Raw genomic sequence first — 26,052 nt, forward strand, 5'->3', positions numbered from 1 at the left:
ACTATAACTAATAACTTGCAATTTAATTAAATATCACTTGTTGGCGAGAATTGATTATGCTCATAAAATTAGCCTTTTTACCCTAGTCTATCGTCTGATATTAAGGCTATTATCTTTACTTAGTTCGTGGCGATAGAGTGATGCAGTACTTTATGAAATACACATATTAATCAGAGATAAAATTGATATCCGCCAAATTAAAGCGTAATAGCCTCAAGAATTGAGATATAGAGCCCGGCATCTATAGAATGGTTAGTTCTTAGACTGGCCGGGCAACGAGTGTTTATCTCAAATTAATGAGACATTATATGCGGTTAGAAATTGAATTTAACCCCTAACATCATTGACGTATCGCTGTAGCCTTTATTGCCAACTTGCTGACCAACATTACCCCAGACATTCACCTTTTTGCTCAACTGGCCTTCAACACCCAGTTTCAGCTCACCAATATTGGCGGCTCCCGCCTGCTTCACCGTCATGCCATCCATGGTGGTGCCAAAATCTTTGGTGTTATGGATCCAGTTAGCTTCGACAAATGGTTGGAACACGCGATCCTTACCTTTATCTTGATCCGCATAACCGCTCATAAAGGCTCTCACCCAAAGGCGGGTCTGTATATTGCCGTTACCTTCACCGGATACATTAGTCCCATTGGCTTCTTTATGGTCATCAGCTTTCACTCCCATCCAGGTGACCTGGGCTTTAGGCTGAATAAAGTAGCTAGCGTTTTTCGCTACATTTTCGCCAACTTTAAAGGTATAGCCGCTTTCCACCGAGGCCGTTACCCCCTTGGATTTGTACTCTTCAGCAGCTAAATCCTGACCATTGACGGTGTTATTAAACCAGCTGTATTGCGCCCAACTGTCTACATACAGGCCAGTTTTATCTGCGCTATTGGCATACCAAGTGCCATAGATACCGGTGCTGTAGCCATCCACTGAGGCGCGGGCGCTATAACCTGATAAACGCGATTCGGTGGTACTTTTGCTGTTACCATAACCGGCCATGATCCCCAAATGGAAACGATCCAACCCGTCATTGCTCCACTGGGCAATATCCCCGCCCAGTTGCATCACATAGCGGTTACTCTGGGTCCCTAATTGATCTTGAGTATCGCGGAAGCGGTTATGGCCGCCTTCGCTACGTAGCCACATGCTGGTGACTTTCTGCTCGCCAGTCAGGGCATCGATATATTGGGTTTCACCCAGTCGGTCATGCAGACGAGTAACAAACATGTTATTAGCTGCCGCGAGGTTGGCACTGTAACCACTGGCTTCCGGGCGCTCAATCATCACTGGCGAAGGTTCGCCCGGAGTTCCTGGAGTACCCGGAGTTCCTGGACTACCCGGCCCCTCTGCCGGCATAGTATTATTCAGATACCAATTAGCTTCATTACTGCCAATTCCGCGCTCTAAATAGTAATCATAGGCACCGGCGACAATGCGCCCATTCTGGATAAACTCACCATCAGAAACACCTGCAACCGTGATCAACTCGATCCCGTTCAGGGTATAAGCGCCGCTACCGCCTGCATTAGTTACCGTAACCAGAGTGGTGCCGGAGGTATTCCCCTCAACCACCAGCTTATCGGTCGCCGAGGTGTCATCACTCAACAAAGTATTGAAATTCAGCAGACCATTATTGCCGGTATAATCACCCGCAATAGTTAAAATCGTGCCCGGAACACTGCCAAAATTTAAGTCCCCGGAGTGATTCAAACTACCCATTGTTTGGCTATAGCCGCGCAAGTCCACAGTACCACCGCTCTGAGTGATATAATTCGCATTACGGCTGAAAGCTCCTGTGGTGCCGGCTGCCAATGTGCCGCCATAGATTGTCGTCGCACCAGAATAATCGCTAAGGCCGCTCATCGCGGTGGTGCCGCTATACACATCTATATTGCCCACACCACTGATTGCAGGGGCGAAGGTATATGAACCGGAGGTATCGGTATGATTGAAATTAATTTGACCATTACCATCACCAAAAGTGATGGATGTGGTATCCAGTGTGCCTGCTGTACTGGCAACCTCTCCTGCCGCCGAACCGATATTTAAAGTTCCAGAACTGCCCGCATATCTTGCAATAACTAAGCTTGAAGCTGAAACCTCACCATTATCAGTGATCGTTAGTGTGCCAGCCCCTGTAAGGCCCAAATAGAGAGCATCAGTATTGTTCCATTGAGAGCCGATACCGGATACGGTCGCCGTACCATGTCCTGCAGCATTAGCGCCGATATAACCGATACCTTCGTTAGCAACGACACCACCAGCCAGAATATCGAATATGCCGGTACCACTTACGCCGACAACAAATCTTTCTGAACTCTTCATGATGGAATCTACCCCTGATAGCGTCGCTATACCTGAGGAGCCTGCATAGCTACCTATATCAATTCGCCGACCACTCGACTCGCCACCATCGGTAATATTGAGTATGCCAGTACCGTATAAACCAACAATAATAGATCCGCTGTTAACATCTAATTTGGAGCCTGCTCCAGAGACCGTGGCAATACCACGAACCCCAACTTCATTACCAATAAAAACGCCATCATTACTATTAATAAAAGCCGCGTCAGGGCCACTGGATAAAACCCCTCCATCGGTAATATTTAAGGCACCATTACCTTCATGGCCAACAAATATCTGACTGCCATCATGGTTCCAGGATGAACCTGGCCCTGATATATTAACCTCGCCAGAGCCATTGGCCCGACCGATATAGGCATAACCACTATTCGTTACGCTGCCACCATTGAAAATATTTAATGTCCCGCTGCCAATATCGCCAATATCAATGTCGCCAATAATATCCCATGGTGAAGGCTGTGTGTCTGGCACAGTGACGATATCACCACCATCAATGATGGTTACGGCACGCGCAGGTATTGCCATCATGAACATGGCATTGATAAAAATGGCGATGATTAATTTGCCATTTTTTAATGCAGCTGATTTTTGTATAGCCGATGAGAGCACCGAGACTTTTCCTGGAAAAGCCTTAGCGGTAAATCCACGTATTTTAGTCATATCAAAATATCCTGGTGTAGTATTTTTACTTAAAAATCAAAATGTTAATAACAAACAAAAGTTAATGTATTTATATTTTTTATACTTGCACTAAATTTGAGGGTATTTGATATGGGTTTTAATGCTGCGTATATAGGATTGGATGTAGCATTGAATGGGAATATTCTTACAAGCAAGCCATCACTCTCAGAGGGCTCAAGTGGGCCAGTTTGTTTTTATTTGGTAAGATGCATTTCAGATGAGAGAATCACGCATAAATACAATTATTAAGGCATTGTTTTAAATAAAATTTATTTTAAATGGACGATGTCATAATTTGAGAGGCTAATTCAGGCAATGCCAGACAACCGCACACAACCGACTTTCTATGTTCATGATTATGAAACCTTTGGCCAGCGCCCTGCATTGGACAGACCGGCACAGTTCGCGGGAGTGCGTACTGATTTGGATTTCAATATCATCGAAGAGCCACTGGTGATTTACTGCAAACCCGCAGATGACTATCTGCCGCAGCCTGAAGCGGTGATGATTACCGGAATTACCCCGCAGCATGCTTTAGCCAATGGGGTCAATGAAGCCGAGTTTGCCCGCCAAATTCATCAGGCATTCAATGTGCCCGGCACCTGCATCCTCGGGTACAACAATATTCGTTTCGATGATGAAGTTAGCCGCAATATTTTCTATCGCAATTTTTATGACCCTTATGCCTATAGCTGGCAAGGTGGGAACTCCCGTTGGGATTTACTGGATGTGATGCGCGCCTGCTATGCCTTGCGTCCGGAGGGTATTGTCTGGCCGGAAAATGAAGATGGCCTGCCGAGCTTCAAATTAGAGCATTTGACCAAAGCCAATGGTGTCGAGCATTTGCATGCCCATGATGCGATGTCTGATGTGCACGCCACGATTGCCATGGCAAAGTTGGTTAAGCAGGCACAACCGAGATTATTTGATTACCTATACCAACACCGCAGTAAACATAAAATAAACGCATTGATTGATATCGCAAATATGACGCCACTGGTTCATGTGTCCGGTATGTTTGGCGCCGCACGCGGAAACACCAGTTGGGTGGCGCCGCTGGCATGGCATCCCGACAATAAAAATGCGGTGATTATGTGTGACCTGGCGGGGGATATGTCGCCGTTACTTTCGCTGGATAGCGATACGCTGCGCGAGCGTCTGTATACCCGCCGCGATAAACTCAATGCTGAAGACGCCGCCGTGCCACTGAAGCTGGTACATATTAATAAATGCCCGGTACTGGCACCGGAAAGAACTCTGTTGGCAGAGAATGCCGAGCGATTGGGTATTGATCGCCAGCGCTGTCTGGAAAATCTCCAACTACTGCGGCAAAACCCGCAAATCCGCGAAAAAGTCGTGGCACTGTTTGCGGAAGCCGAGGCTTTTGTGGCTTCTGATGATGTGGATGCTCAACTGTATAATGGCTTTTTCAGTGATGCAGACCGCGCCACCATGAAAATTATTCTGCAAACTGAGCCGCAAAATCTACCGGCGCTGGATCTCACATTCCAAGATCCACGGCTGGAGGCGCTGTTGTTCCGTTTCCGCGCCCGCAATTACCCGAATACCTTGACCGACAGTGAGCAACAGCGCTGGTTAGAGCATCGCCGCGCAGCACTTAGCCCAGAGAGAGTGCAAGACTACGTGCTGCAACTGGAGCAATTCTATAACCAGTATGAAGACGACAAAGAGAAGCTGGCACTACTGAAAGCGCTATTTGAATATGCCAGAGGTTTGGTGAGCTAATCCCATCGGTAAACATCAGCCAATAAAAAACGGAGCCATTTGGCTCCGTTTTTCGTCAGCAATAACAGACTATTACTGTGCCAGTTCGCCATTAAATTGTGGCAACGCCTGACGGAAAGCGCGGGTTTTCCAGACCATATATAACAGGCCAATCGCGCCCCACACCAAGCCCAGCGTCATTGAACTGCTTTCCAGATTCATCCACAGCACACCGACCGTCCCTGCGCCAATCATCGGCAGAATCAGGTAGCTGAAATGATCTTTAAACGTGCGATTGCGGCGCTCACGGATATAGAACTGTGAAATCACCGACAAGTTAACGAAGGTAAAGGCCACCAACGCACCGAAGTTAATCAATGCCGTTGCCGTTACCAAGTCAAAGGAAATAGCGGACAATGCCACGCCACCCACCAACAATACGTTGATAGCTGGAGTACGCCATTTCGGATGCACGTAACCAAACACTTTCTCCGGGAATACCCCGTCGCGCCCCATCACATACAACAAGCGCGAAACGCCAGCATGTGCCGCCATACCTGATGCCAATACCGTGACACAAGAGAAGCACAGAATCACTGACTGGAAGAATTTACCCGCAACAAACAGCATAATTTCCGGCTGTGACGCATCAGGATCGCTGAAGCGCGAAATGTCCGGGAAATAGAGCTGCAAGAAGTAAGACACCACAATAAAGATCACACCGCCAATTAACGCCGTCAGGAAAATGGCTTTCGGGATCACTTTACCGGCATCCGGTGTTTCTTCAGACAGCGAACTGATGCCGTCGAAACCAAGGAATGAGAAGCACAGTATCGTGGCCCCAGTTATCATCGGCACCAAATGGGCATTTTCAGAGTAGAACGGACGTGGGCTAACCAATGTACCCGCACCTTCCCCCTGATAAACCCCATGAATCAACAGCCCCATGAAGACCACCATGATAGCCACCTGAACCACTACAATGACGGAGTTCAAGTTTGCTACCACATTGATGCCACGCAGGTTAAACAGCGTCATCAGGCTGACCAGTGCGCCAACAAAAATCCACGATGGCACACCAGGGAAAATCGCTTCGAGATAAATTTTTGCCAACAGAATGTTAATCATCGGCATGAACAAGTAGTCCAGCAATGATGACCAACCCACCATAAAGCCAACATTCGGGCTAATGGATTTCTGGGCGTAGGTATAAGCCGATCCCGCGGATGGGAAGCGCTTAACCAATTTGCCATAGCTGATGGCAGTGAACAGCACCGCAATCAACGCAATGGCGTAAGAAGTCGCGACATGACCATCGGTCAGGCCGGATACAATGCCAAAAGTATCGAAAATGGTCATCGGCTGTAAATAAGCCAGACCCATCATCACCACTTGGACCAACGTCAGTGTTTTTCTGAGTTGAACGCGGTTATTTACACCAGTTTGATTGGTGCCGACTGCAACAGTAGCATTATGCGTCATGATTCAGCCTCCCCATACCTTTAACCCAATTTGCAAGTGTCGCTCGCAGGTCAGAGGTGACGGGGAAACTTCGTATCTGCCTGGGATACGTAAGTGGGGAAACGAGAGCGGTGTAACGGGTATTTGCCATACCTGTTGCTCCATAATCGCTGCATGTGCAGCGCATACCGGTGGGCACCGGTGCCAGTGTGAATAATTGCCCCATCTTTCTTTCCTCATAACGGCGATTTTCGTATGTGAATAATCGCTCGCGGACCTGTTTATCTATCCGGATCGTTGTCCGGCCTCTTGATTTAGTGAAAACACGAATGCAAAAAAATAACCGACGCGTTTAAACGTCGGTTATTGCATGGGGTGTATTTTGCCCTAACTTGAGAGCAAAAAACAAGATGTTAAATCACCTGAAACGATAATATTATTTTAGCTGCCGCAAAACGGCTACTTCCCCGCTGTATCAGCGCTGAGCGGCAATTTCCACCCGCTCAATTGCTGCCCACATTTTGTCTGAATTCAACTCGACAGGCAGGTAATGAATTGACTCTCCCGGTTTCAGGATTCGGCCAATTACGCGCTCAATAGCATCACGGTCATTAATATCCACATCCAATGCCGCCAGATGTGTCGGCAACCCTAGCTTATTGAATGCAACAATCAGTGACTGTAATGCATCATCTTGCTCCAAAAGTGCGGTCTGAACCAAAATCCCGTAAGCCACCTTGGTGCCGTGTAAGAAGTGCTCAGTTTGTGGCAGCAGCGTCAGACCATTGTGTACTGCATGAGCGGCGGCAACTCGGGTATAACGCTCCCCCAACCCGCCCACCATGCCGCCACCGGCAATAATGGCATCCACCACATCCAGAAAATCTTGCGTCAATTCGCTCTGCTTAACCGCCTGCAATGCAGCTTCACTCTGCTTTAGCAGCACATTGCGAATATCTAGCGCGGCTTGTAATCCCAAACGAACTGTCAGCGATAACGTCTCTGGTTGCGGGCTCAATACCACTGCCTCGTACCATTTAGCCAATGTATCGCCGATACCCGCCAGCAGATACTCCACCGGAGCGTGCAAAATGATGCGCGGTTCAACTAGCACCAAGTGATTAGCATCTTTGAAAATTTCAAAATTCAGTGCTTGCCCGGCATCGTTATACCAAACCGAAAGTGGCGTCCAGGCCGCGCAGGTAGCCGCAATAGTCGGAATCGCCACCAGCGGTAATCCCAATTGTCGCGCCACAACTTTCGCCGTATCCAATACTGCCCCACCGCCGATACCAATCACCACCTGACGGTCACTCCCGGCCTGTTGTACCAAATCAGCGACGGTAGACTCACTGCAATGGGTAGAAAATGAAGCATGCACCGCATATGGGCTATGGAAAGCCGCAGGTAAATAATCACTGGCCGCCGCCAATGCACGCTCGCCGTAGATCCACAGTGCATTATCCAGTGCCGTCTGCGGATAAAACTCGCTCAATTTATCGATAGCGCCCGGAAAAGAAAAATAGTTTGCAGGCCCGACCTGCACTCGGATTGCGTTGGTGCTCATGCCACTGTTCCTTTTAAATCATTATTTCTTGCACGTTGCGATGCCATCACTGTTTTCCCATCTTAAGGGCATACCCATCATTGTTTAATAATTTTTTGATATACCTTAACTATTTTAGTTTGTTGCGAATAATAGAAACTGTGTTAAAAAAGAGGACTACGCAGCATTATTGACTGCCTGGTTTGTTAAAATACTTTATAGGGCAGTTGCAGAAATTTATGTCCAGCACCTCCTCCTCCCGCCTTGAGATGCGGAATATCTCTATCTCGTTCTCTGGATTCCATGCCCTGCAACAAGTTGATTTCACACTAGAAGGCGGCTCTACCCATGCGCTAGTGGGGGCTAACGGTGCGGGGAAATCGACCTTGATGGCGATTCTTTCCGGTGCCCACAGCCACTATAGTGGCGAGATCTATATTGATGGTCAGCAGATAGATATTCACTCCCCGCGGCACGCAAAGCAGCACGGTATTCATGTGGTTCAGCAAGAGGTTGATGTCGCGCTGATCCCCACGCTGTCTGTCGCAGAAAATATTATGCTGGATACGCTAGCTGAACAGGGGCATCTGCTTAACTGGCCACAGCTTTACCGTCAAGCCGAAGCGTTACTCAAGCAACTCGACCTCAAATTGAATGTACGCCAGCGGCTGGAGTCTTGCACATTAGCCGAAAAACAGCAGGTGCTGCTGGCGCGCGCCCTTTCCCATCAATGCCGCTTTCTGATTTTGGACGAACCCACCGCGCCACTGGACCAAGAAGAGAGTGCTCGGCTGTTTCGCGTGGTGCGCCGCTTGCAATCTGAAGGGATGGCGATTGTTTTTATTTCGCACCGAATCCATGAGTTGCGCGAAATTTGCGATCAACTGACCGTGCTACGTGATGGCAAGCGCGTCAGCCATGATGCCATGGGCAACCTGACTGGCGAGCAAATTGTCGAGAAGATGCTCGGTCACACCTTGGATGATATTTTCCCGCCACGACGAGCAGCCCTCAGCCATAAAACACTGTTGTCCGTCAGTGGGTTGCATGACCAACATAAGTTGCGCGATATCTCCCTAACATTACATGACGGGGAAATTCTAGGTATTGCCGGGTTGGCTGGCGCGGGCAAAACTGAATTGTGCAAGGCGCTATTTGGTGCCACCCCCAGCCGTGTTGATCACGGTGAGTTGCAGGGCAAAGCCTGGAAACCGCAATCGCCGGAAAGGTCTGTCGCCCAAGGGCTGGCTCTGGTTCCGGAAGAGCGGCGCAAGGAAGGTATTTTTATCCACGAAGGTATCCCGATGAACCTGAGTGTGGCTGCCGATGACAGTTTTTCGCGCTGGAGTATTTTCAGCCGCCGCCAAGAGTTGAGTTGGGCTAAAGAACTGATTCAGCGCCTTGGGGTGCGCACCTCATCGCCCCAACAGAAACTGGCCCGTTTATCGGGGGGTAATCAACAGAAAGTGGCCATCGGCAAGTGGTTACGCGGCAATGCTCAAGTGTTGATTTTTGATGAGCCAACCAAAGGGGTGGATATCAAAGCCAAACAGGATCTGTTCACTCTGATTGACGGGTTGGCACAGCAGGGAAAAGGCATTATTTATGCGTCCGGTGAATTCTCAGAATTGGTCGGCTTATGTGATCGTATCTGTGTGCTGTGGGATGGCCGCATTGTTGCCGAGCTGAATGCCGCAGATATCGACGAAGAAACATTATTACTATTTTCAACCGGAGGAACCCCTCAGTGAGTAAAGAAATACCCCTGCCGGACGCGCAACCGTGGCGTCACCAGTTGTTTGATTTTCTCTACAAATGGGGGATGTTACTCACCGTTGTGGCGCTAATCGCGTTATTTGGCCTGGCCTCAGATAATTTTCTCGACCCGAACAATATCATCAATATTTTGCGTTCCATTGCCATTGTCACGGTGATTGCTATCGGGGTGTCAATCTCACTATCAATTGGGGGATTTGACCTGTCGGTTGGTTCGACAGCTTCGCTGGCTAATGCCATCGTGGTGTCGCTGTTTGTCTGGTACGGCTTTGGCACCACCGGCGCTATCATTCTGACCCTGCTGATTTGTACGCTAGTGGGCCTGTTTAACGCGTTTCTGATTGTGGTCCTGAAGATCCCCGATATGCTGGCAACCCTTGCCAGTCTGTTTGTGATTCAGGGCGTGGCAATGACCTACAGCTACGGCGGCTCTATTACGCAGAATATGTTGCTGCCAAGTGGCGATATGGCGGAAGGCGTCATTCCTGAGATGTTTTCAGCATTGGGGCAAGTGCCGGTTATCGTGCTTATTATGTTAGCCGTGACGATTGTGGTGCAGTTGTATTTGTCGCTCACTAAACATGGCCGGCGGATGTATGCCATTGGCGGCAATCAGGAAGCCGCCCGTTTAGCGGGGATTCGCACAGTACGCTATCGCGTGCTGGCCTACGTGTTGTCGTCACTTTTGGCGGCATTGGGTGGGATTCTACTGGCATCCAGAATTGGCTCATCACAAGTCAATGCCGGTGGCGGTTACCTGATGGATGCCGTGGCAGCCGCTTATATTGGTTTTTCACTGGCTGGCTCGGGTAAACCTAATGCTGTCGGTACTTTGATTGGTGCCGTGATTCTGGGTGTACTGCAAAATGGGCTGGTTATGCTGTCAGTGCCTTACTATGCAATGGACATCATCAAAGGGCTGGTATTGGCGATGGCCTTGGCACTCACCTATATTCATCAGAAGCGATGATACTTAGCTATGTATTGAGTGAAAGGGCAAGCGGCACTTCGAGCCGCTCGCCTTTTATATCATTAGTTTAAAGGCATTCTTTCAGGGTCCGGATAAGCATATTCGAACCCCAACTCACTGCAAATCTTACTGCCGTCAATCTCACGGATTGGCTCTTCAATATCTTCTGGGGCAAATTCGGGCGGCGTCAGTTCCAAGGCCCGTGCACAGGCTGGGTAAAAGTCACGTTTGCGTGGGTGCTTGGGCGCACAAAGATTATAAACATGACCGCCTTTGGGTAAATTAAGCAGTAACTCGATAGCGGATATCACATCTTCCTGATGCACCAGATTCACGCCCTGCGAACCACCTTTCACATTGGTTTTCCCGGCAAGAAAACGCCCCGGATGACGATCCGCACCCACCAACCCCGCCAGACGCAAGATATCCACGGAGGTATTAGGCAGTTGGTGCAGCCAGAGTTCGAGCTCTTCCAGCGTTTTACCTGCAGTAGTTACTGGTTGCAGCGGTGAACTCTCTTTAATGCGACCACGCGTTTCGCCATAAACTGAAGTCGAACTGGTGAAAATAATGCGTGGCACACCAAAAGCCAGTGCGCTATCGACCACCATCCGCACCGCCTGGAAATACTGCGCCCCAGCTTCAGTGGTGCGGCTGGCTGGCAAGGTGATGATCAGGACATCGGCCGCCATCAGTTGCGCCAAATCATCCGGTTCACAAATCAGTTCTGGAGTCAGTTGCAATTGATAGCAATCAATCCCACTCATCCTGACCGCCTCAACACCATCTGGCGTAGTTTTACTCCCCACCACCTGAACACCACGGCGAATCAGTGATTGCGCTAAAGGCAGGCCTAACCAACCAAGACCTATAATCGATACCTTTTTCATTGTCATCATCTCCAGAATGGCTTCACCCTAAACTTACGCCAATAATTAAAAGCTAACAATTACCATACCATGGTATTGACTTGTTATTGAGGGATCTGATTGATTTATCTAAAGATATGCGCAAAGGAAAGATCTACCGCAGCCATACGCTGATGGCTGCGACTGATTTTATAACGATCTAGGAATTCGTCCACTTACCTGGATTGGCAAGGGACTTAAGCCGTATATTCATCAAAACTCAAGTTAGATGGGTATCCATCCAATTAACTTCACTTGAGGAATACAGATTACAGCTCCCCTTATTTGACTAGTCGGTTTTTATTGACTGTCTTACCATCTACCGAGAGTTCAGCATAGCCGGTATCCAATATGTCATTGACGGCGAGGCGCCCGCCCACATCAACACGCAACTGATGCTTATTACTAAAGGTACCCGGACTGGTTAGACGGACACCGGTCCAGGCGAATGTTGAGTAGCGCTCACTCAATTTATTCTCCTGACTTGCCATAAACGCAGGAAGAGACGACATATCTATTTTATCAAGAGGAATCAGGTAGTTATTCAGATTGAATTTTGCTGAATCACCACTCACGCGGATCTCTACCTGGCGCGGGCTTTGAAACTCACCGGTTCGAGTATCCATGCGCATACTTAACAATCTATTCGCGTTTTCCGGGTTCAGATAAGAGACACTACAAGTTGTCATCGCACCTTGCGGCTCGTTACGGGACTTAATTTCGCCCCCGGAAGAGAAAAATGTACTTAATGTTGAAATCTTTGTCTCACTACCAAGCTTTTCTTTAACTTTCTTAAAGCAAATATCTATTCCATCAGATAATGAGTATTTATAATTTCTCACTGTATCAGCGGCATATAAAGGAGAATGCAAAAATATTGTTATTCCAGCAATGGCCGATAACATGTTAAATTTAGTTGATACTCTCATAAAAATCCCTTTTAGGTTGATAGTACACCCAATATAATGAGTATGATTAAAACAAATAATGTCCGCGCTCAATAAATGTACCGATGATCCTGTTATATATTTCTGTGGATGTTGAGTATCTAACCGCCTTACGATTCAGCCGTTTTATCTTGCTATGAAGATTCATTTTTTCACATTAATTCATAGTGTATAAAGCTTGAATAATGGATAGACACAAGCTTCAGACTCTACAAACAAAGTCGTCATAAGCTAATTAAGTACACTTTGTCGTTTACTTTAAAATATGGAGCACCATATGTTTTTTTCGAATAATACCTTTGAACTGTTTATGAAGAATCCGGCAAGATATTTAGGCACATCAGGCATTATTTGTGGGATTTTATTTTGTATTGAATCTATAAGAAGCTACTTTATGGAAACCGATCTGTTTGGAATGCCAAATTATCAGGCTGGAAATGTAAATTCATTGTTATATTTATTTTCAATCGGCGTTATAGTCATGCTAATAGGTATTTATTTATATAAAAAATCCACTCCCCATATTAAATAATCAATATAACTGAACGATGAGGCGGTACCTTGCCCACCTGTTGGACAACATTCTCCCAGAGATTGGCGTGCTTATTTATCTGGCCTTCCACGCCCAGTTTCAGCCCCATAATATTCGCCGCGCCATCGTGTTTGACCGTCACTCCATCCATCGTGGTAGCAAAGTCTTTGGTATTGTGGACTCTGTTGACTTCCACAAACGGCTGGAATTCTCATAAAACATGGCAATTTTTCATTCATCGGCACAAGAGTCATCCGTAATAATTTTCTGCTTAAATCGTCCCAAATAGAAGTGATAATCACCGAAAGGCAAGGCACATTCAGCAGATAAACGACTGCGCTTGCTTTGAAATAAAACAGTCCAATGAAAAAAAGGTTGCGCCCTACCCGCTTAATGGTTTACGTTGATTGACAGAAATTATGGCACGTCCTGCATATGGCTATTTTGGCTATATCAGCAAGCCTAAACAGAGAAGCTACTATGAATCGCGTTCAATTTAATCACCATCATCACCATCATCCTGACTAGTCTTGCAGGCCGATGTGTGCTGGAAGACGGTTAACGAATCTTCCAGGTGGCGGTAGAACGCAATAGAGAAAGCCCTCGGAAGATTATCTTCCGAGGGCTTTTTTGTTGCCCACGATTTTATAAAATTAAATTAATAGGTTAAGAGGATTACCATGTTAGATAAAACACGTTTGCGCATTGCGATGCAGAAATCAGGCCGCCTGAGTGACGATTGCCACGAACTGCTATCGCGCTGCGGGATTAAAATCAATTTGCAACAACAGCGCCTGATTGCTTTCGCTGAAAATATGCCAATCGATATCCTACGTGTGCGTGATGACGATATCCCTGGGCTGGTGATGGATGGCGTGGTTGATCTGGGCATTATTGGCGAAAACGTGCTGGAAGAAGAGTTATTGAGCCGCCGAGCTCAGGGCGAAGATCCACGTTACTTCACCTTGCGCCGCCTGGATTTCGGTGGCTGCCGCTTGTCGCTCGCCGCCTCACTGGATACCGAGTATACCGGCCCGCAATGTCTGCAAAATAAACGCATCGCTACCTCTTACCCACACATTTTAAAGCAATATCTTGATAAACAAGGCGTTACTTTCAAATCCTGCTTACTGAATGGTTCGGTTGAGGTTGCACCACGCGCCGGTTTGGCCGATGTCATCTGCGATTTGGTGTCAACCGGTGCCACCTTAGAGGCCAACGGCCTGCGCGAAGTTGAAGTTATCTACCGCTCCAAAGCTTGCCTGATTCAGCGTGATGGCGAAATGCCGGCTGACAAACAGCAACTGATTGACCGCCTGATGACCCGTATTCAGGGCGTTATTCAAGCCCGTGAATCCAAGTACATTATGATGCACGCACCAAGCGAGCGTCTGGATGAAATCATTACCCTGCTGCCCGGTGCTGAGCGCCCGACTATTCTGCCATTGGCAGGAGACAAGAGCCGCGTAGCCATGCACATGGTCAGTAGCGAAACGCTGTTCTGGGAAACCATGGAAAAACTGAAGGCGCTGGGTGCCAGCTCCATTCTGGTATTACCGATTGAAAAAATGATGGAGTAACCCATGCAGCCGACGAATTTCAATACCCTAATCTACTGGCAGCAATGCAGCAAAGAACAGCAAAAAGCGCTGCTGAGCCGCCCGGCTATTAATGCATCAGACAGGATTACCGCGACAGTCAGCGAAATCCTCGACCGGGTGAAAGCCGAGGGCGACAGCGCTTTACGTGATTTCAGCCAACGTTTTGATACTGTGCAAGTTAATGATATCCGCATCAGTAGCGATGAGATAGCCGCTGCCGCCGGACGCCTGAATGACGACATCAAGCAAGCCATGGCACAAGCGGTACGCAATATTGAAATCTTCCACAATGCGCAGAAAATGCCGGTGGTGGATGTTGAAACGCAGCCGGGCGTGCGCTGCCAACAGATTACTCGCCCGATAGCCTCCGTCGGCTTATATATTCCCGGTGGCTCGGCTCCACTGCTCTCTACCGTGCTGATGCTCGGTACCCCGGCGCGCATTGCGGGTTGTCAGCGAGTCATTTTATGTTCTCCACCACCGATTGCCGATGAAATTCTGTATGCCGCGCAATTATGTGGCATTCAAGAAGTGTTCCAGATTGGTGGGGCGCAAGCCATCGCCGCCATGGCCTTCGGCAGTGAGTCAGTACCCAAAGTGAATAAAATCTTTGGGCCGGGCAATGCTTATGTCACTGAAGCAAAACGCCAAGTCAGCCAACGGCTGGATGGCGCAGCGATTGATATGCCAGCAGGCCCGTCAGAAGTGTTGGTTATCGCCGATAGCGGTGCCACACCAGCGTTTATCGCCTCTGACTTGCTGTCTCAGGCCGAGCATGGTCCAGATTCTCAAGTCGTGTTGCTGACCCCAGACGCGGCTATTGCTCAAGCGGTAGCTGTCGCTGTTGAAGAGCAACTCCAGCAGTTATCGCGTGCTGATATCGCCCGCCAGGCGCTGGAAAGCAGCCGTTTGATCATCACCAAAGATTTACAACAATGCATTGATATCAGCAATGAATACGGTCCAGAACACTTGATTCTGCAAATACGTCAACCGCAAGATATTATCGATCAAATCGATAATGCCGGTTCCGTGTTTATGGGTGACTGGTCGCCAGAATCAGCCGGTGACTATGCCTCCGGGACTAACCACGTGCTGCCAACCTATGGTTATACCTCGACCTATTCCAGTTTGGGATTGGCCGACTTTGTTAAACGGATGACTGTGCAGCAGCTAACCCCACAGGGGCTGTTAGGTCTGGCATCAACCATTGAAACTCTGGCGCAGGCTGAACAATTGACCGCCCACAAAAACGCCGTCACCCTACGTGTCGCTGCCCTGACGGCCACCAATAAGGAGCAAGCATGAGTAAGTCTGCCAATGTCACTGATTTGGCGCGCGCCAACGTCCGCGCATTGACCCCTTATATGTCTGCCCGCCGCTTGGGGGGAAATGGCGATGTGTGGCTCAATGCGAATGAATATCCGCTGGCGACCGAATACCAACTCACGGCGCAAACATTCAACCGCTACCCCGAATGCCAACCCAAGCTGGTTATTGAGCGCTATGCCGCCTACGCGGGTTTAGAGACGGAGCAAGTTCTGGTCAGCCGTGGAGCCGACGAAGGTATTGAACTGCTGATTCGTGCTTTCTGCGAGCCGGGTAAAGATGCCATTCTGTTCTGCCCGCCGACTTATGGTATGTATGCCGTGAGTGCCGAAACCTTTGGTGTTGAACGGCGTACAGTTCAGGCTAAAGCCGACTGGCAATTGGATTTACCCACCATTAAAGAGAGTTTGGATGGGGTGAAACTGATTTACGTTTGCAGCCCAAACAACCCGACCGGCAACTTAATCAACCCTGCTGATTTACGTGAAATACTGGAACTGGCACAAGGCCGCGCTATCGTGGCTATCGACGAAGCCTATATTGAGTTCTGTCCACAAGCCTCAGTGAGTGGTTGGTTAAAAGATTATCCGAATTTAGTCATTTTGCGCACCTTATCGAAAGCCTTCGCATTAGCGGGTTTACGTTGTGGCTTTACACTCGCCAACAGCGATATCATCCAACTGCTGCTTAAAGTGATAGCGCCCTACCCATTATCAACACCGGTTGCTGATATTGCCGCACAAGCACTCAGCCCGCAGGGCCTTGAGCAAATGCGCCAGCGGGTAAATGAAGTTCGAGCCAATCGCGAATGGCTTCAGAATGCGCTGCAAGACTGCGCCTGTGTTGAACAGGTATTTACCAGCGAAAGTAACTATTTGCTGGCGCGCTTCACTGCTTCCAGCAGTGTGTTCAAAACACTGTGGGATCAAGGCATTATTTTGCGTGACCAAAATAAGCAGCCAAGTTTATCCAACTGCTTGCGCATTACTATCGGTACCCGTCAAGAGTGTGAGCGAGTCATTGCGGCTCTGGCTCCCTTGCCAGGTATTGATAGCCTCAATAGCACGAATAAAACTGAGAAGACCCATACCTCCAGCATCCGTAAGGAAACGATATGAGCCAGAAATTTCTTTTTATTGACCGAGACGGCACCTTGATTGCTGAGCCACCGGAAGACTATCAAGTTGATCGGTTGGATAAACTGGCGCTGGAGCCAGAGGTGATCCCGGCATTACTGGCACTGCAAAAAGCAGATTATCGTTTGGTGATGATCACTAATCAGGATGGCTTGGGGACGAGCAGTTTCCCTCAAGAAACCTTTGATCCGCCGCACAACCTGATGATGCAGATTTTCAGCTCTCAGGGGATCAATTTTGAGCAGGTTTTGATTTGCCCACACTTGCCGTCAGATAACTGTGCTTGCCGGAAGCCAAAAACCGCATTGGTCGAAAGCTATTTAGCTGAGGGGGTGATGAACAGCGCCAATAGCTATGTGATTGGTGACCGCGAGACTGACCTGCAACTGGCTCAAAACATGGGCATCAGTGGTTTACGTTATCAACGTGATGGTCTGAATTGGTCACAAATCGCCAAGCAACTGACACAGCGCGATCGTCATGCTCACGTTAACCGTGTCACCAAAGAAACAGCGATTGACGTTGATGTCTGGCTGGATCGCGAAGGTGGCAGCAAGATCAAAACCGGCGTCGGCTTCTTTGACCACATGCTGGATCAAATTGCCACTCATGGCGGTTTCCGTATGGATATTCAGGTCAGTGGCGATCTCTATATTGATGACCACCACACCGTGGAAGATACCGCGCTGGCACTGGGCGAGGCCATTAACAATGCACTGGGTGACAAACGCGGTATTGGCCGTTTTGGCTTTGTGCTGCCAATGGATGAATGCCTGGCACGTTGTGCGCTGGATATTTCCGGCCGACCGCACCTGGAATATAAAGCTGAGTTTAACTACCAGCGCGTTGGTGACCTCAGCACCGAGATGGTCGAGCATTTCTTCCGCTCCCTCTCTTATGCTATGGCCTGCACCCTGCATTTGAAAACCAAAGGCCGCAACGACCACCACCGGGTAGAAAGTCTGTTTAAAGTATTTGGCCGCACCTTGCGCCAGGCGATCCGTGTTGAGGGTAACACCCTGCCAAGTTCCAAAGGAGTGCTGTGATGGAAGTGGTGATTCTGGATACCGGTTGTGCCAACCTCTCCTCTGTCACCTATGCGGTGCAGCGTTTAGGCTATGCGCCGGTTATCAGCCGTGACCCGGAGATTGTGCTGCGCGCCGATAAGTTATTCCTACCCGGCGTCGGCACAGCGCACGCCGCAATGGACCAATTAAAGCAACGCGAACTTATCGAGTTAATTAAAAGCTGTACCCAGCCAGTGTTAGGTATCTGCCTCGGCATGCAGTTGCTGGCAACCAGCAGTGAAGAAAGTGGCGGTATCGAGACGCTCAGTATTATTGATACCCCGGTAAAACAGATGACGGACTTCGGTTTACCGTTACCGCATATGGGTTGGAACCAGATTACCGCGCAGGCGGGAAATCATCTGTTCCGTGGTATCCCAGACGGAACTTATTTCTACTTTGTGCACGGATATGCAATGCCAATATGCCCAAATACCATCGCCCAAGCCAATTACGGCGAGCCGTTTACCGCCGCAGTCGAAAAAGACAACTTCTTTGGTGTGCAGTTTCATCCGGAACGCTCCGGAGCGGCTGGAGCCCAACTGCTGAAAAACTTTCTGGAGATGTAAGCACCATGATTATTCCCGCTTTGGATTTGATCGAAGGCAAGGTGGTGCGTTTGCATCAAGGCGATTACGGCCAGCAGCGCGACTATGGCAATCACCCATTGCCACGCTTACAGGATTACCAACAGCAAGGCGCTCAGGTATTGCATTTGGTTGATTTGACTGGAGCCAAAGATCCTGCGGCTCGCCAGATCCCATTATTGCGCGAGTTACTGGCTGGTGTTGATGTGCCAGTGCAAGTCGGCGGTGGTATCCGCAACGAGCAAGATGTTATCGCATTACTGGAAGCTGGCGCGACGCGCGTTGTAGTCGGTTCAACCGCCGTTAAGCAACCTGAAATGGTGCAACAGTGGTTTGAGCGCTACGGTTCAGAAACCATTGTATTAGCTCTGGATGTCCGTATTAATGAGGCCGGTCGCAAGCAAGTGGCTATTAGTGGCTGGCAGGAAAACTCCGATGCCACATTAGAGCAAATTGTTGAACAATTTCTGCCTTTCGGCCTGAAACATGTGCTGTGCACCGATATTTCCCGTGATGGCACCTTGAGTGGCTCAAATGTCGAGCTGTATCAGGAAGTGTGTCAGCGCTATCCACAAGTGGCATTTCAGGCCTCCGGCGGTATTGGCTGTCTGGATGATATCGCCCGCTTACGTGGCAGTGGTGTGCAAGGTGTGATTGTGGGCCGCGCGCTACTGGACGGCAAATTTAACGTGAAGGAGGCGATCGCATGCTGGCAAAACGTATAATTCCTTGTCTGGATGTGAAAGACGGGCAAGTCGTTAAAGGCGTCCAGTTCCGTAACCATGAAATCATTGGGGACATCGTGCCGCTGGCGCAGCGTTATGCGCAAGAAGGTGCCGACGAGCTGGTATTTTACGATATTACAGCCTCCGCAGATGGTCGAGTTGTCGATAAAAGCTGGGTATCACGGGTCGCGGAAGTGATTGATATTCCTTTCTGCGTTGCCGGTGGGATTAAGAGTGTTGAAGATGCCGGTCAGATTCTGACTTTTGGCGCCGATAAAATCTCCATTAATTCACCGGCCCTTGCGGACCCAACGTTAATTACCCGACTGGCCGACCGCTATGGCGTACAATGCATTGTTGTCGGTATTGATACTTGGTATGACGCGGAAAGTAATAGTTATCAGGTTTATCAGTTCACCGGTGACGAAAAGCGCACCAAAGCCACCACCTGGCAGACCGAAGATTGGATCAAAGAAGTCCAATTACGTGGGGCCGGTGAAATTGTGCTGAATATGATGAATCAGGATGGCGTGCGTAACGGTTATGATTTGCGCCAATTGAAGCAGATACGTGCTATCTGTCATGTACCGCTGATCGCCTCTGGCGGAGCCGGAACACCGGAACACTTCCTCGAAGCGTTCCGTGATGCAGATGTTGATGGCGCACTAGCAGCCTCAGTGTTCCATAAGCAAATCATTAATATCGGCGAATTGAAAAAGTATTTGTCTGAACAAGGCGTGGAGATAAGAGTGTGTTAAGCGAACAACAAATTAACCAACTAGATTGGGAAAAAGTCGACAATCTGATGCCAGCGATCGTTCAGCATGCCGTATCCGGTGAAGTTCTGATGATGGGGTATATGAATCGGGAAGCACTGGCGGTGACAGAAGAAACCGGCAAAGTGACCTTCTTCTCGCGTACCAAACAGCGGCTATGGACGAAGGGCGAAAGCTCAGGGCACTTCCTCAATGTGGTAAATATCTACCCTGATTGCGACAATGACACCCTGTTGATTCTGGTTAATCCTATCGGCCCGACCTGTCATTTGGGCAATAACAGTTGCTTCGCACCGGCGGCCAGCGACTGGAGTTTCCTGTATCAATTAGAGCAGCTGCTAGCATCACGTAAATCAGCCGATCCGGCCAGCTCTTATACGGCCAAACTCTATGCCAGTGGTACTAAACGCATCGCGCAAAAAGTGGGGGAAGAAGGTGTAGAAACCGCCCTTGCCGCGACAGTGAATGATCGCGAAGAGTTGACCAACGAATCCGCAGATTTGATGTATCACCTGTTGGTGTTATTACAAGATCAGGATTTGGATCTCAGTAAAGTGATTGGCCGCCTACGGGAGCGCCACGAGAAGTAATTTTCTTGTACACTTCTGCAGGATAAAAAAATGCCCCCGACGGTTTAACTGCGGGGGCATTTTTATTGTGGTAAACCACTCATCAACACAATGTACTCAAGGGTATTTACCACTAAAGGCATAACAAGCGGAAGTCGTTTGATTGCGGACAGCGAGCAGTCACCCTCACGTACACTCAGTACGTGAGGGTGACGAGCACTGCCCAACCTCAAAATGCGAATGCGCAGTAGCCGAAAGGTGGATTACTCCATCCATTCAGTGTGGAATACACCTTCTTTATCTACACGCTTATAAGTATGCGCACCAAAATAGTCGCGCTGCGCCTGAATCAGGTTGGCAGGCAATACTGCTGAGCGGTAGCTATCGTAGTAGTTAATCGCAGCAGAGAATGTTGGTGTCGGGATACCGTTCTGAACAGCATAAGACACAACATCACGCAGTGCTTGCTGGTATTCATCAGCAATCTGCTTGAAGTATGGTGCCAGCAACAAGTTAGCAATATCGGCATTCTCTGCATAAGCATCTGTGATTTTCTGCAAGAACTGCGCCCGGATAATGCAACCGGCACGGAAAATCTTAGCGATTTCACCGTAATGCAGATCCCAGTTATTCTCCTCTGAAGCCGCTTTCAGTTGAGAGAAACCTTGTGCATAAGAAACGATTTTACCCAGATACAGCGCACGACGGATTTTCTCGATAAATTCAGCTTTATCACCGGCGAAAGGCTGTACTTTAGGGCCGGTCAGTACTTTAGATGCAGCAACACGCTGGTCTTTCAGAGAAGACAAATAGCGGGCAAACACAGATTCAGTAATCAGTGTTAATGGCTCACCCAAATCCAGAGAACTTTGGCTGGTCCACTTACCGGTGCCTTTATTGGCAGCTTCATCCAGAATCACATCAACCAGATATTTACCGGCTTCATCTTTCTTGGTGAAGATATCTTTCGTGATATCAATCAGGTAGCTATTCAGCTCGCCTTTATTCCATTCAGTAAAGGTACTTGCCAGCTCTTCGTTGCTCAAACCCAAAGACTGTTTTAGCAGAGAATAAGCCTCTGCGATCAACTGCATGTCACCGTATTCGATACCGTTGTGAACCATTTTCACATAATGGCCAGCACCGTCTGCACCAATATAAGCAACACAGGCTTCACCATCATCGGCACGAGCAGCAATTTTCTCAAGAATAGGTGCAACCAACTCGTAGGCTTCTTTCTGACCACCAGGCATGATTGAAGGACCTTTTAATGCGCCCTCTTCGCCACCGGAAACACCAGTACCGATAAAGTTAAAGCCTTGTGCAGAAAGTTCACGATTACGACGGATGGTGTCTTTGTAGTAAGTATTGCCACCATCAATCAGAATGTCACCTTTATCAAGATGTGGCGTCAGTGAAGCGATAGTTTTATCTGTTGCTTCACCCGCTTTCACCATCAGCAGGATACGGCGTGGTTTTTCCAGTGAATCAACAAACTCTTCAACGGTATAACTTGGCACCAGATTTTTACCTGGATTCTCAGCAACCACTTCGTCGGTTTTGTCTGATGAACGGTTAAAGATAGAGACGGAATAACCACGACTTTCGATGTTGAGCGCCAGGTTACGGCCCATCACCGCCATACCGACAACGCCGATCTGTTGTTTGGACATTAAAAAACTCCTGTCTGAAGGATGACACCTGCTACCGGCCTTGAGGCCAACAGGTTTTTGATGTGGGAAACATGTTAACTCAGGATTATGTCAGCTGGGTAGTGATTGGTGCGATAGATAGCACAACTGACCAGTTGCTGTCCGCACTCGTTTGCTTTATCTGAGCAAACAGTACATATGATTTAATGACTCGAAATAAATAGTACAAAAAAAAGCAATCACATGGATTGCTTTTCATTTATCGCTGATTTTGCTTACGCCAGAAAATCTTTCAGCCAGGCTTTAAACTCAACCCCTTGTTTTGGATGGCGTAATCCATAAGCAACATAAGCCTGCATATAACCGAGTTTCTCACCACAGTTATAAGATTGCCCAGTTAAGGCCACAGCATCGACCGGTTTTTCCTCAGCCAAAGCATCAATGGCATCGGTCAATTGAATTCGACCCCATGCCCCTGGTTTGGTTTTTTCTAATAGCGGCCAGATATCGGCAGATAGCACATAACGCCCAACCGCCGACAGATTTGATTGCAAGTCTGCCGGGCTTTGAGGCTTCTCGACCATAGCTTTGATTCGGCTGCTTTCACCGGGAGCCAGTTCTGGCTTCTCACAAGAAATTACCGAGTAATTTGATAATGCCTCGGGTTCGACTGAATGCACCAATACCTGACTCGTCCCCGTCTCTTCGAAACGTTTGACTAATTGGGCAAGGTTATCTCGAGTCAGATCTGATTTCGCATCATCAATCAGAACATCTGGCAGTAACACAGCAAATGGCTCATCCCCTACCAGCGGCTTGGCACATAATACCGCATGGCCCAAACCTTCAGCATGCCCCTGACGAATATGCATGATAGTTACACCTGGCGGGCAAATAGATTGCACTTCATCCAATAGTTGGCGCTTAACCCGAGCTTCCAGCATGGCTTCCAGCTCATAAGAGGTATCGAAATGGTTCTCTACCGCATTCTTTGATGAATGGGTTATCAAGATAATTTCTTTAATACCTGCGGCAACACATTCATTAACTACATATTGGATCAATGGCTTATCAACAATAGGTAGCATTTCTTTTGGAATGGCTTTCGTAGCCGGCAGCATTCTCATGCCTAAACCTGCCACAGGAATTACTGCTTTCAATTTGGTCATAATTAACCTACTGATTTCTCATGCGAATTTAAATCATTCTATATTCAGCGACTAAACCAATCTTAGTCGATTTGCTGCTTCAGCCAGGCTGTAAATTTTTCACCTTCGGTATTGTGGCGGACGCCATAAGTAACAAAGGCTTTCATATAACCTAATTTATCGCCGCAATCGTGAGATTTACCGGTCATATGGAAAGCTTCAACCGGTTCTTGCTCCATTAGCATCGCAATGGCATCGGTAAGCTGAATCTCATCACCTGCACCACGAGGCGTTTTCTTCAGCAATGGCCAGATATCTTTTGACAGCACATAGCGCCCAACTACCGCGAGGTTAGAAGGAGCATCAGCGACGGAAGGCTTCTCAACGACGGCGGTCATTAGCGTGCTTTCACCCGGTGCTAAATCAACATGGCCACAGTCTGCAATACCGTACTTAGAAACATCAGCTTGTGGTACCGGCTCCACCATAATCTGGCTACGCCCCGTTTCCTCAAAACGCTGAATCATCTTGGCAAGGTTTTCTTTAGATAAATCAGCCGTTGAATCATCAAGCAAAACATCCGGCAGCAACACGATAAACGGATTGTCGCCCACCATAGATTGAGCACAAAGTACGGCATGCCCCAGCCCTTTGGCATGGCCCTGACGCACTTGCATGATGGTAACGTCCGGCGGGCAAATATTTTTAATCTCTTTTAATAACTGCCGCTTAACCCGAGATTCCAGTGCCGCTTCCAATTCAAATGATGTATCGAAATGGTTTTCTATCGCATTCTTCGATGAATGGCTGACCAACACGATCTCTTTGACCCCGGCAGCAACACATTCATTCACGATATATTGAATCAGGGGCTTATCGACCACCGGCAGCATTTCTTTCGGAATCGCCTTGGTCGCTGGCAACATGCGGGTGCCAAGTCCGGCGACAGGAATGACTGCTTTCAAACATTTCATTACTATGACCTCTTCAACTTTAAACAGTTAAATCTGGTAGTATTGATTCTGCAAACTTAGCGGAATAAACTCAGATTGCTCATTATTAATTTTTCCGCAACAAAGCTTACATCAGAAAGTTCCTGATTACATTTTTAAAATATCAGTAAATATTTTATTCACTTGTCGATAACCAGAAAGACTGAACTGATGGTAATCCCCTCTAAAGACTCGGTAGCTTCAAGTTTGAACTCTGGTCTGAAATTACATCTGTTATTACTGGTCATTAGATCACCAGCTTTGGCTATGAGATGGTAATATCACCTCTATTCAGGTGACCAGATTTGGTATTCCACTTCAAGTGGAATATCATTAACAATATGAGATCAGGTTACCTTCATTTCACTCGAAATATAAAAAATAATCTTAGTGTGAGATATTTTCTGTTTTTCAGGTAGTCCCCTTATTGACCAAGCTTTGATAAATCTCAAAATATAATTTTGCTTGGCGCTCTGCAGTAAAGAGCTCACGAGATCGTTTTTTTGCATTTTCTCCCATTTTGGCTGCAGCATCTGGATTATCCAGAAGATATTGCATCGCTTCTCTTAAGTCGCCAGATGAACCCGGCTTAATGACAAGCCCTGTTTCATTGGCAGCATTAACAAAAGTTGTTCCTGTCCCAATTTCACATGAAATCATAGGATTACCAACAGCCGCTGCTTCTAAAAGTGAGAGTCCAAACGCCTCAGAGCGAAGATGAGATGGGAAAATAAATCCATAGCAAAGATGAAGAAGCGCAACTTTATCTTCGTCATTAACGAAGCCCAAAAAATCAACATTGTCCAGATGAAGTGATGCGGCTTTAGCTTTTAGCTTTTCTTCAATTCCGTTAACTCCCGCAATAACAACCCTGATTTTTGTACCGGAAATGGCTTCAAGAGCAATATGAAGCCCTTTATAATATCTCATAGCTCCAACAAACAGAAAGAAAGGCTCTGGCAAACGTGTGCGCCAATAATTGAAGCGTTCTGGATCGGCAGTCTCATAAGATCCGTGATCTACCCCTACTGGGATAACAGATACCTTGTCGGCGTACTGTTGCAAAATATCGCTGGAAGCAAAATAATTTGGAGATGTTGAAATAATATGATTGATTGAATTTAAAAAGCGTCGCATCAGTGGTCTATAAAGATGTAGTAGGTACTTTTGTTTAATGATATCTGAATGATAGGTCACGACGCATGGTTTTTTCGGGGGGTATACCATGTGGAGCATGTCCGCAAATGGGTTGGGGAAGTGGTAGTGTATAATATCCGATACGCCTGCCAGCTTTTTAAACTGACTAAATGCTGACAACGAAAATCCTGTTGAGGCCGCAAACAAATCCTGTTTCGCCTGATGAACAGCGTAGCCGTCCATCTCCAGGGGATTTTTTGCTGGGCTTGGATGCAAAGTTAAAACAGTATTCTTAACGCCTAATTTAGAACCTGTTTTGCACAGTGTGTCAATAAAACTCTCTACTCCACCATAGCTTGCTGGCCTTGAGGTTTTATAGACGTGGAGAATATTGATTAGCTTATTATTGCCCATA

23 protein-coding genes, 2 pseudogenes and 1 other annotated feature are annotated in these 26,052 nt (G+C 47.8%); of the genes and pseudogenes, 13 read left to right on the forward strand and 12 right to left on the reverse strand.

Annotation, left to right across the window (positions count from 1 at the left end):
* Nucleotides 1-314: 314 nt before the first annotated feature.
* The gene (locus tag N0H69_RS17235; RefSeq protein WP_259705559.1) at nt 315-3,032 is read right to left on the reverse strand and encodes an autotransporter outer membrane beta-barrel domain-containing protein; all 2,718 of its coding nucleotides are present in this window, start codon (nt 3,030-3,032) and stop codon (nt 315-317) included.
* A gap of 336 nt (nt 3,033-3,368) precedes the next feature.
* Between N0H69_RS17235 and sbcB the strand changes: the two genes are divergently transcribed.
* On the forward strand, nt 3,369-4,799 hold the full coding sequence (gene sbcB, locus N0H69_RS17240; protein WP_050151363.1) for an exodeoxyribonuclease I: 1,431 nt from the start codon (nt 3,369-3,371) through the stop codon (nt 4,797-4,799).
* 72 nt (nt 4,800-4,871) lie between these two features.
* Here the strand turns inward: sbcB and N0H69_RS17245 are convergent, their stop codons facing one another.
* The 3 genes from N0H69_RS17245 to N0H69_RS17250 form a co-directional block, all read right to left on the reverse strand.
* Entirely contained in the window at nt 4,872-6,260 is a 1,389-nt protein-coding gene (locus N0H69_RS17245; protein ID WP_050106820.1) for an APC family permease, read from the reverse strand.
* The gene (locus N0H69_RS22215) at nt 6,250-6,465 is read right to left on the reverse strand and encodes a hypothetical protein (protein WP_050106821.1); all 216 of its coding nucleotides are present in this window, start codon (nt 6,463-6,465) and stop codon (nt 6,250-6,252) included. Before N0H69_RS22215 ends, N0H69_RS17245 begins: the two co-directional genes overlap by 11 nt.
* Nucleotides 6,466-6,714: 249 nt before the next feature.
* Nucleotides 6,715-7,806, reverse strand: a complete 1,092-nt coding sequence (locus N0H69_RS17250) for an oxidoreductase (RefSeq protein WP_050106822.1) — start codon at nt 7,804-7,806, stop codon at nt 6,715-6,717.
* Between the two features lie 218 nt (nt 7,807-8,024).
* Here N0H69_RS17250 and N0H69_RS17255 point away from each other — a divergent pair, with 218 nt between their 5' ends.
* Together N0H69_RS17255 and N0H69_RS17260 are read left to right on the forward strand one after the other, a co-directional pair.
* The gene (locus N0H69_RS17255) at nt 8,025-9,536 is read left to right on the forward strand and encodes a sugar ABC transporter ATP-binding protein (protein ID WP_050151364.1); all 1,512 of its coding nucleotides are present in this window, start codon (nt 8,025-8,027) and stop codon (nt 9,534-9,536) included.
* Nucleotides 9,533-10,531, forward strand: coding sequence for an ABC transporter permease (locus tag N0H69_RS17260; RefSeq protein WP_050122267.1), 999 nt, complete (start codon nt 9,533-9,535; stop codon nt 10,529-10,531). Before N0H69_RS17255 ends, N0H69_RS17260 begins: the two co-directional genes overlap by 4 nt.
* 62 nt (nt 10,532-10,593) lie before the next feature.
* Here N0H69_RS17260 and N0H69_RS17265 read toward each other — a convergent pair whose 3' ends face one another.
* The 3 genes and pseudogenes from N0H69_RS17265 to N0H69_RS17275 all read right to left on the reverse strand — a co-directional run.
* Entirely contained in the window at nt 10,594-11,421 is an 828-nt protein-coding gene (locus tag N0H69_RS17265; protein WP_050106825.1) for an SDR family oxidoreductase, read from the reverse strand.
* Nucleotides 11,422-11,720: 299 nt separating this feature from the next.
* Nucleotides 11,721-12,368, reverse strand: a complete 648-nt coding sequence (locus N0H69_RS17270) for a hypothetical protein (protein WP_050122269.1) — start codon at nt 12,366-12,368, stop codon at nt 11,721-11,723.
* 46 nt (nt 12,369-12,414) lie between these two features.
* Nucleotides 12,415-12,540 (reverse strand): annotated as a pseudogene (locus N0H69_RS17275) (IS1 family transposase); the annotation flags it as partial.
* A 123-nt stretch (nt 12,541-12,663) separates the two neighbouring features.
* On the opposite strand from N0H69_RS17275, the gene N0H69_RS17280 reads away from it, so the two are divergent.
* Complete coding sequence (locus tag N0H69_RS17280; protein WP_050151365.1) at nt 12,664-12,918, forward strand: hypothetical protein; 255 nt, start codon at nt 12,664-12,666, stop codon at nt 12,916-12,918.
* Here the strand turns inward: N0H69_RS17280 and N0H69_RS17285 are convergent.
* Nucleotides 12,911-13,126: pseudogene (locus N0H69_RS17285) on the reverse strand (autotransporter outer membrane beta-barrel domain-containing protein); the annotation flags it as partial. The gene N0H69_RS17280 and the pseudogene N0H69_RS17285 sit on opposite strands and share 8 nt — an antisense overlap.
* Nucleotides 13,127-13,398: 272 nt before the next feature.
* On the opposite strand from N0H69_RS17285, the gene hisL reads away from it, so the two are divergent.
* From hisL to hisIE, 9 genes are all read left to right on the forward strand, one after another.
* On the forward strand, nt 13,399-13,446 hold the full coding sequence (hisL, locus tag N0H69_RS17290) for a his operon leader peptide (protein ID WP_002231208.1): 48 nt from the start codon (nt 13,399-13,401) through the stop codon (nt 13,444-13,446).
* Nucleotides 13,422-13,552, forward strand: a sequence feature (His leader region). (Overlaps the previous gene by 25 nt.)
* Before the next feature lie 46 nt (nt 13,553-13,598).
* Nucleotides 13,599-14,498: an ATP phosphoribosyltransferase gene (gene hisG / locus N0H69_RS17295; protein ID WP_004388789.1), complete on the forward strand. Its 900-nt coding sequence runs from the start codon at nt 13,599-13,601 to the stop codon at nt 14,496-14,498.
* Between the two features lie 3 nt (nt 14,499-14,501).
* Nucleotides 14,502-15,827: a histidinol dehydrogenase gene (gene hisD / locus N0H69_RS17300; protein WP_050134589.1), complete on the forward strand. Its 1,326-nt coding sequence runs from the start codon at nt 14,502-14,504 to the stop codon at nt 15,825-15,827.
* Nucleotides 15,824-16,966: a histidinol-phosphate transaminase gene (hisC, locus tag N0H69_RS17305; RefSeq protein ID WP_050122276.1), complete on the forward strand. Its 1,143-nt coding sequence runs from the start codon at nt 15,824-15,826 to the stop codon at nt 16,964-16,966. Before hisD ends, hisC begins: the two co-directional genes overlap by 4 nt.
* On the forward strand, nt 16,963-18,030 hold the full coding sequence (hisB, locus tag N0H69_RS17310) for a bifunctional histidinol-phosphatase/imidazoleglycerol-phosphate dehydratase HisB (RefSeq protein ID WP_050151367.1): 1,068 nt from the start codon (nt 16,963-16,965) through the stop codon (nt 18,028-18,030). Before hisC ends, hisB begins: the two co-directional genes overlap by 4 nt.
* The gene (gene hisH / locus N0H69_RS17315; protein WP_050106830.1) at nt 18,030-18,620 is read left to right on the forward strand and encodes an imidazole glycerol phosphate synthase subunit HisH; all 591 of its coding nucleotides are present in this window, start codon (nt 18,030-18,032) and stop codon (nt 18,618-18,620) included. The genes hisB and hisH overlap by 1 nt, the downstream gene beginning before the upstream one ends.
* A gap of 5 nt (nt 18,621-18,625) precedes the next feature.
* The gene (gene hisA, locus N0H69_RS17320) at nt 18,626-19,363 is read left to right on the forward strand and encodes a 1-(5-phosphoribosyl)-5-[(5-phosphoribosylamino)methylideneamino]imidazole-4-carboxamide isomerase (RefSeq protein WP_050151368.1); all 738 of its coding nucleotides are present in this window, start codon (nt 18,626-18,628) and stop codon (nt 19,361-19,363) included.
* Nucleotides 19,345-20,121 (forward strand): imidazole glycerol phosphate synthase subunit HisF, encoded by a 777-nt coding sequence (gene hisF, locus N0H69_RS17325; RefSeq protein WP_050151369.1) that lies wholly within the window; start codon nt 19,345-19,347, stop codon nt 20,119-20,121. Before hisA ends, hisF begins: the two co-directional genes overlap by 19 nt.
* On the forward strand, nt 20,115-20,729 hold the full coding sequence (gene hisIE / locus N0H69_RS17330; RefSeq protein WP_050106833.1) for a bifunctional phosphoribosyl-AMP cyclohydrolase/phosphoribosyl-ATP diphosphatase HisIE: 615 nt from the start codon (nt 20,115-20,117) through the stop codon (nt 20,727-20,729). The genes hisF and hisIE overlap by 7 nt, the downstream gene beginning before the upstream one ends.
* 242 nt (nt 20,730-20,971) lie before the next feature.
* On the opposite strand, the gene gnd is transcribed toward hisIE, so the two are convergent.
* From gnd to N0H69_RS17350, 4 genes are all read right to left on the reverse strand, one after another.
* Complete coding sequence (gnd, locus tag N0H69_RS17335; protein ID WP_050106834.1) at nt 20,972-22,381, reverse strand: NADP-dependent phosphogluconate dehydrogenase; 1,410 nt, start codon at nt 22,379-22,381, stop codon at nt 20,972-20,974.
* A gap of 254 nt (nt 22,382-22,635) precedes the next feature.
* Nucleotides 22,636-23,529, reverse strand: a complete 894-nt coding sequence (galU, locus tag N0H69_RS17340; RefSeq protein WP_050106835.1) for a UTP--glucose-1-phosphate uridylyltransferase GalU — start codon at nt 23,527-23,529, stop codon at nt 22,636-22,638.
* A 62-nt stretch (nt 23,530-23,591) separates the two neighbouring features.
* Nucleotides 23,592-24,482: a UTP--glucose-1-phosphate uridylyltransferase GalU gene (gene galU / locus N0H69_RS17345; protein WP_050106836.1), complete on the reverse strand. Its 891-nt coding sequence runs from the start codon at nt 24,480-24,482 to the stop codon at nt 23,592-23,594.
* A gap of 429 nt (nt 24,483-24,911) precedes the next feature.
* On the reverse strand, nt 24,912-26,051 hold the full coding sequence (locus N0H69_RS17350) for a glycosyltransferase (RefSeq protein WP_145530466.1): 1,140 nt from the start codon (nt 26,049-26,051) through the stop codon (nt 24,912-24,914).
* Nucleotide 26,052: the final 1 nt, after the last annotated feature.

This window comes from Yersinia alsatica (assembly GCF_025133195.1).
Lineage (GTDB): Bacteria > Pseudomonadota > Gammaproteobacteria > Enterobacterales > Enterobacteriaceae > Yersinia > Yersinia alsatica.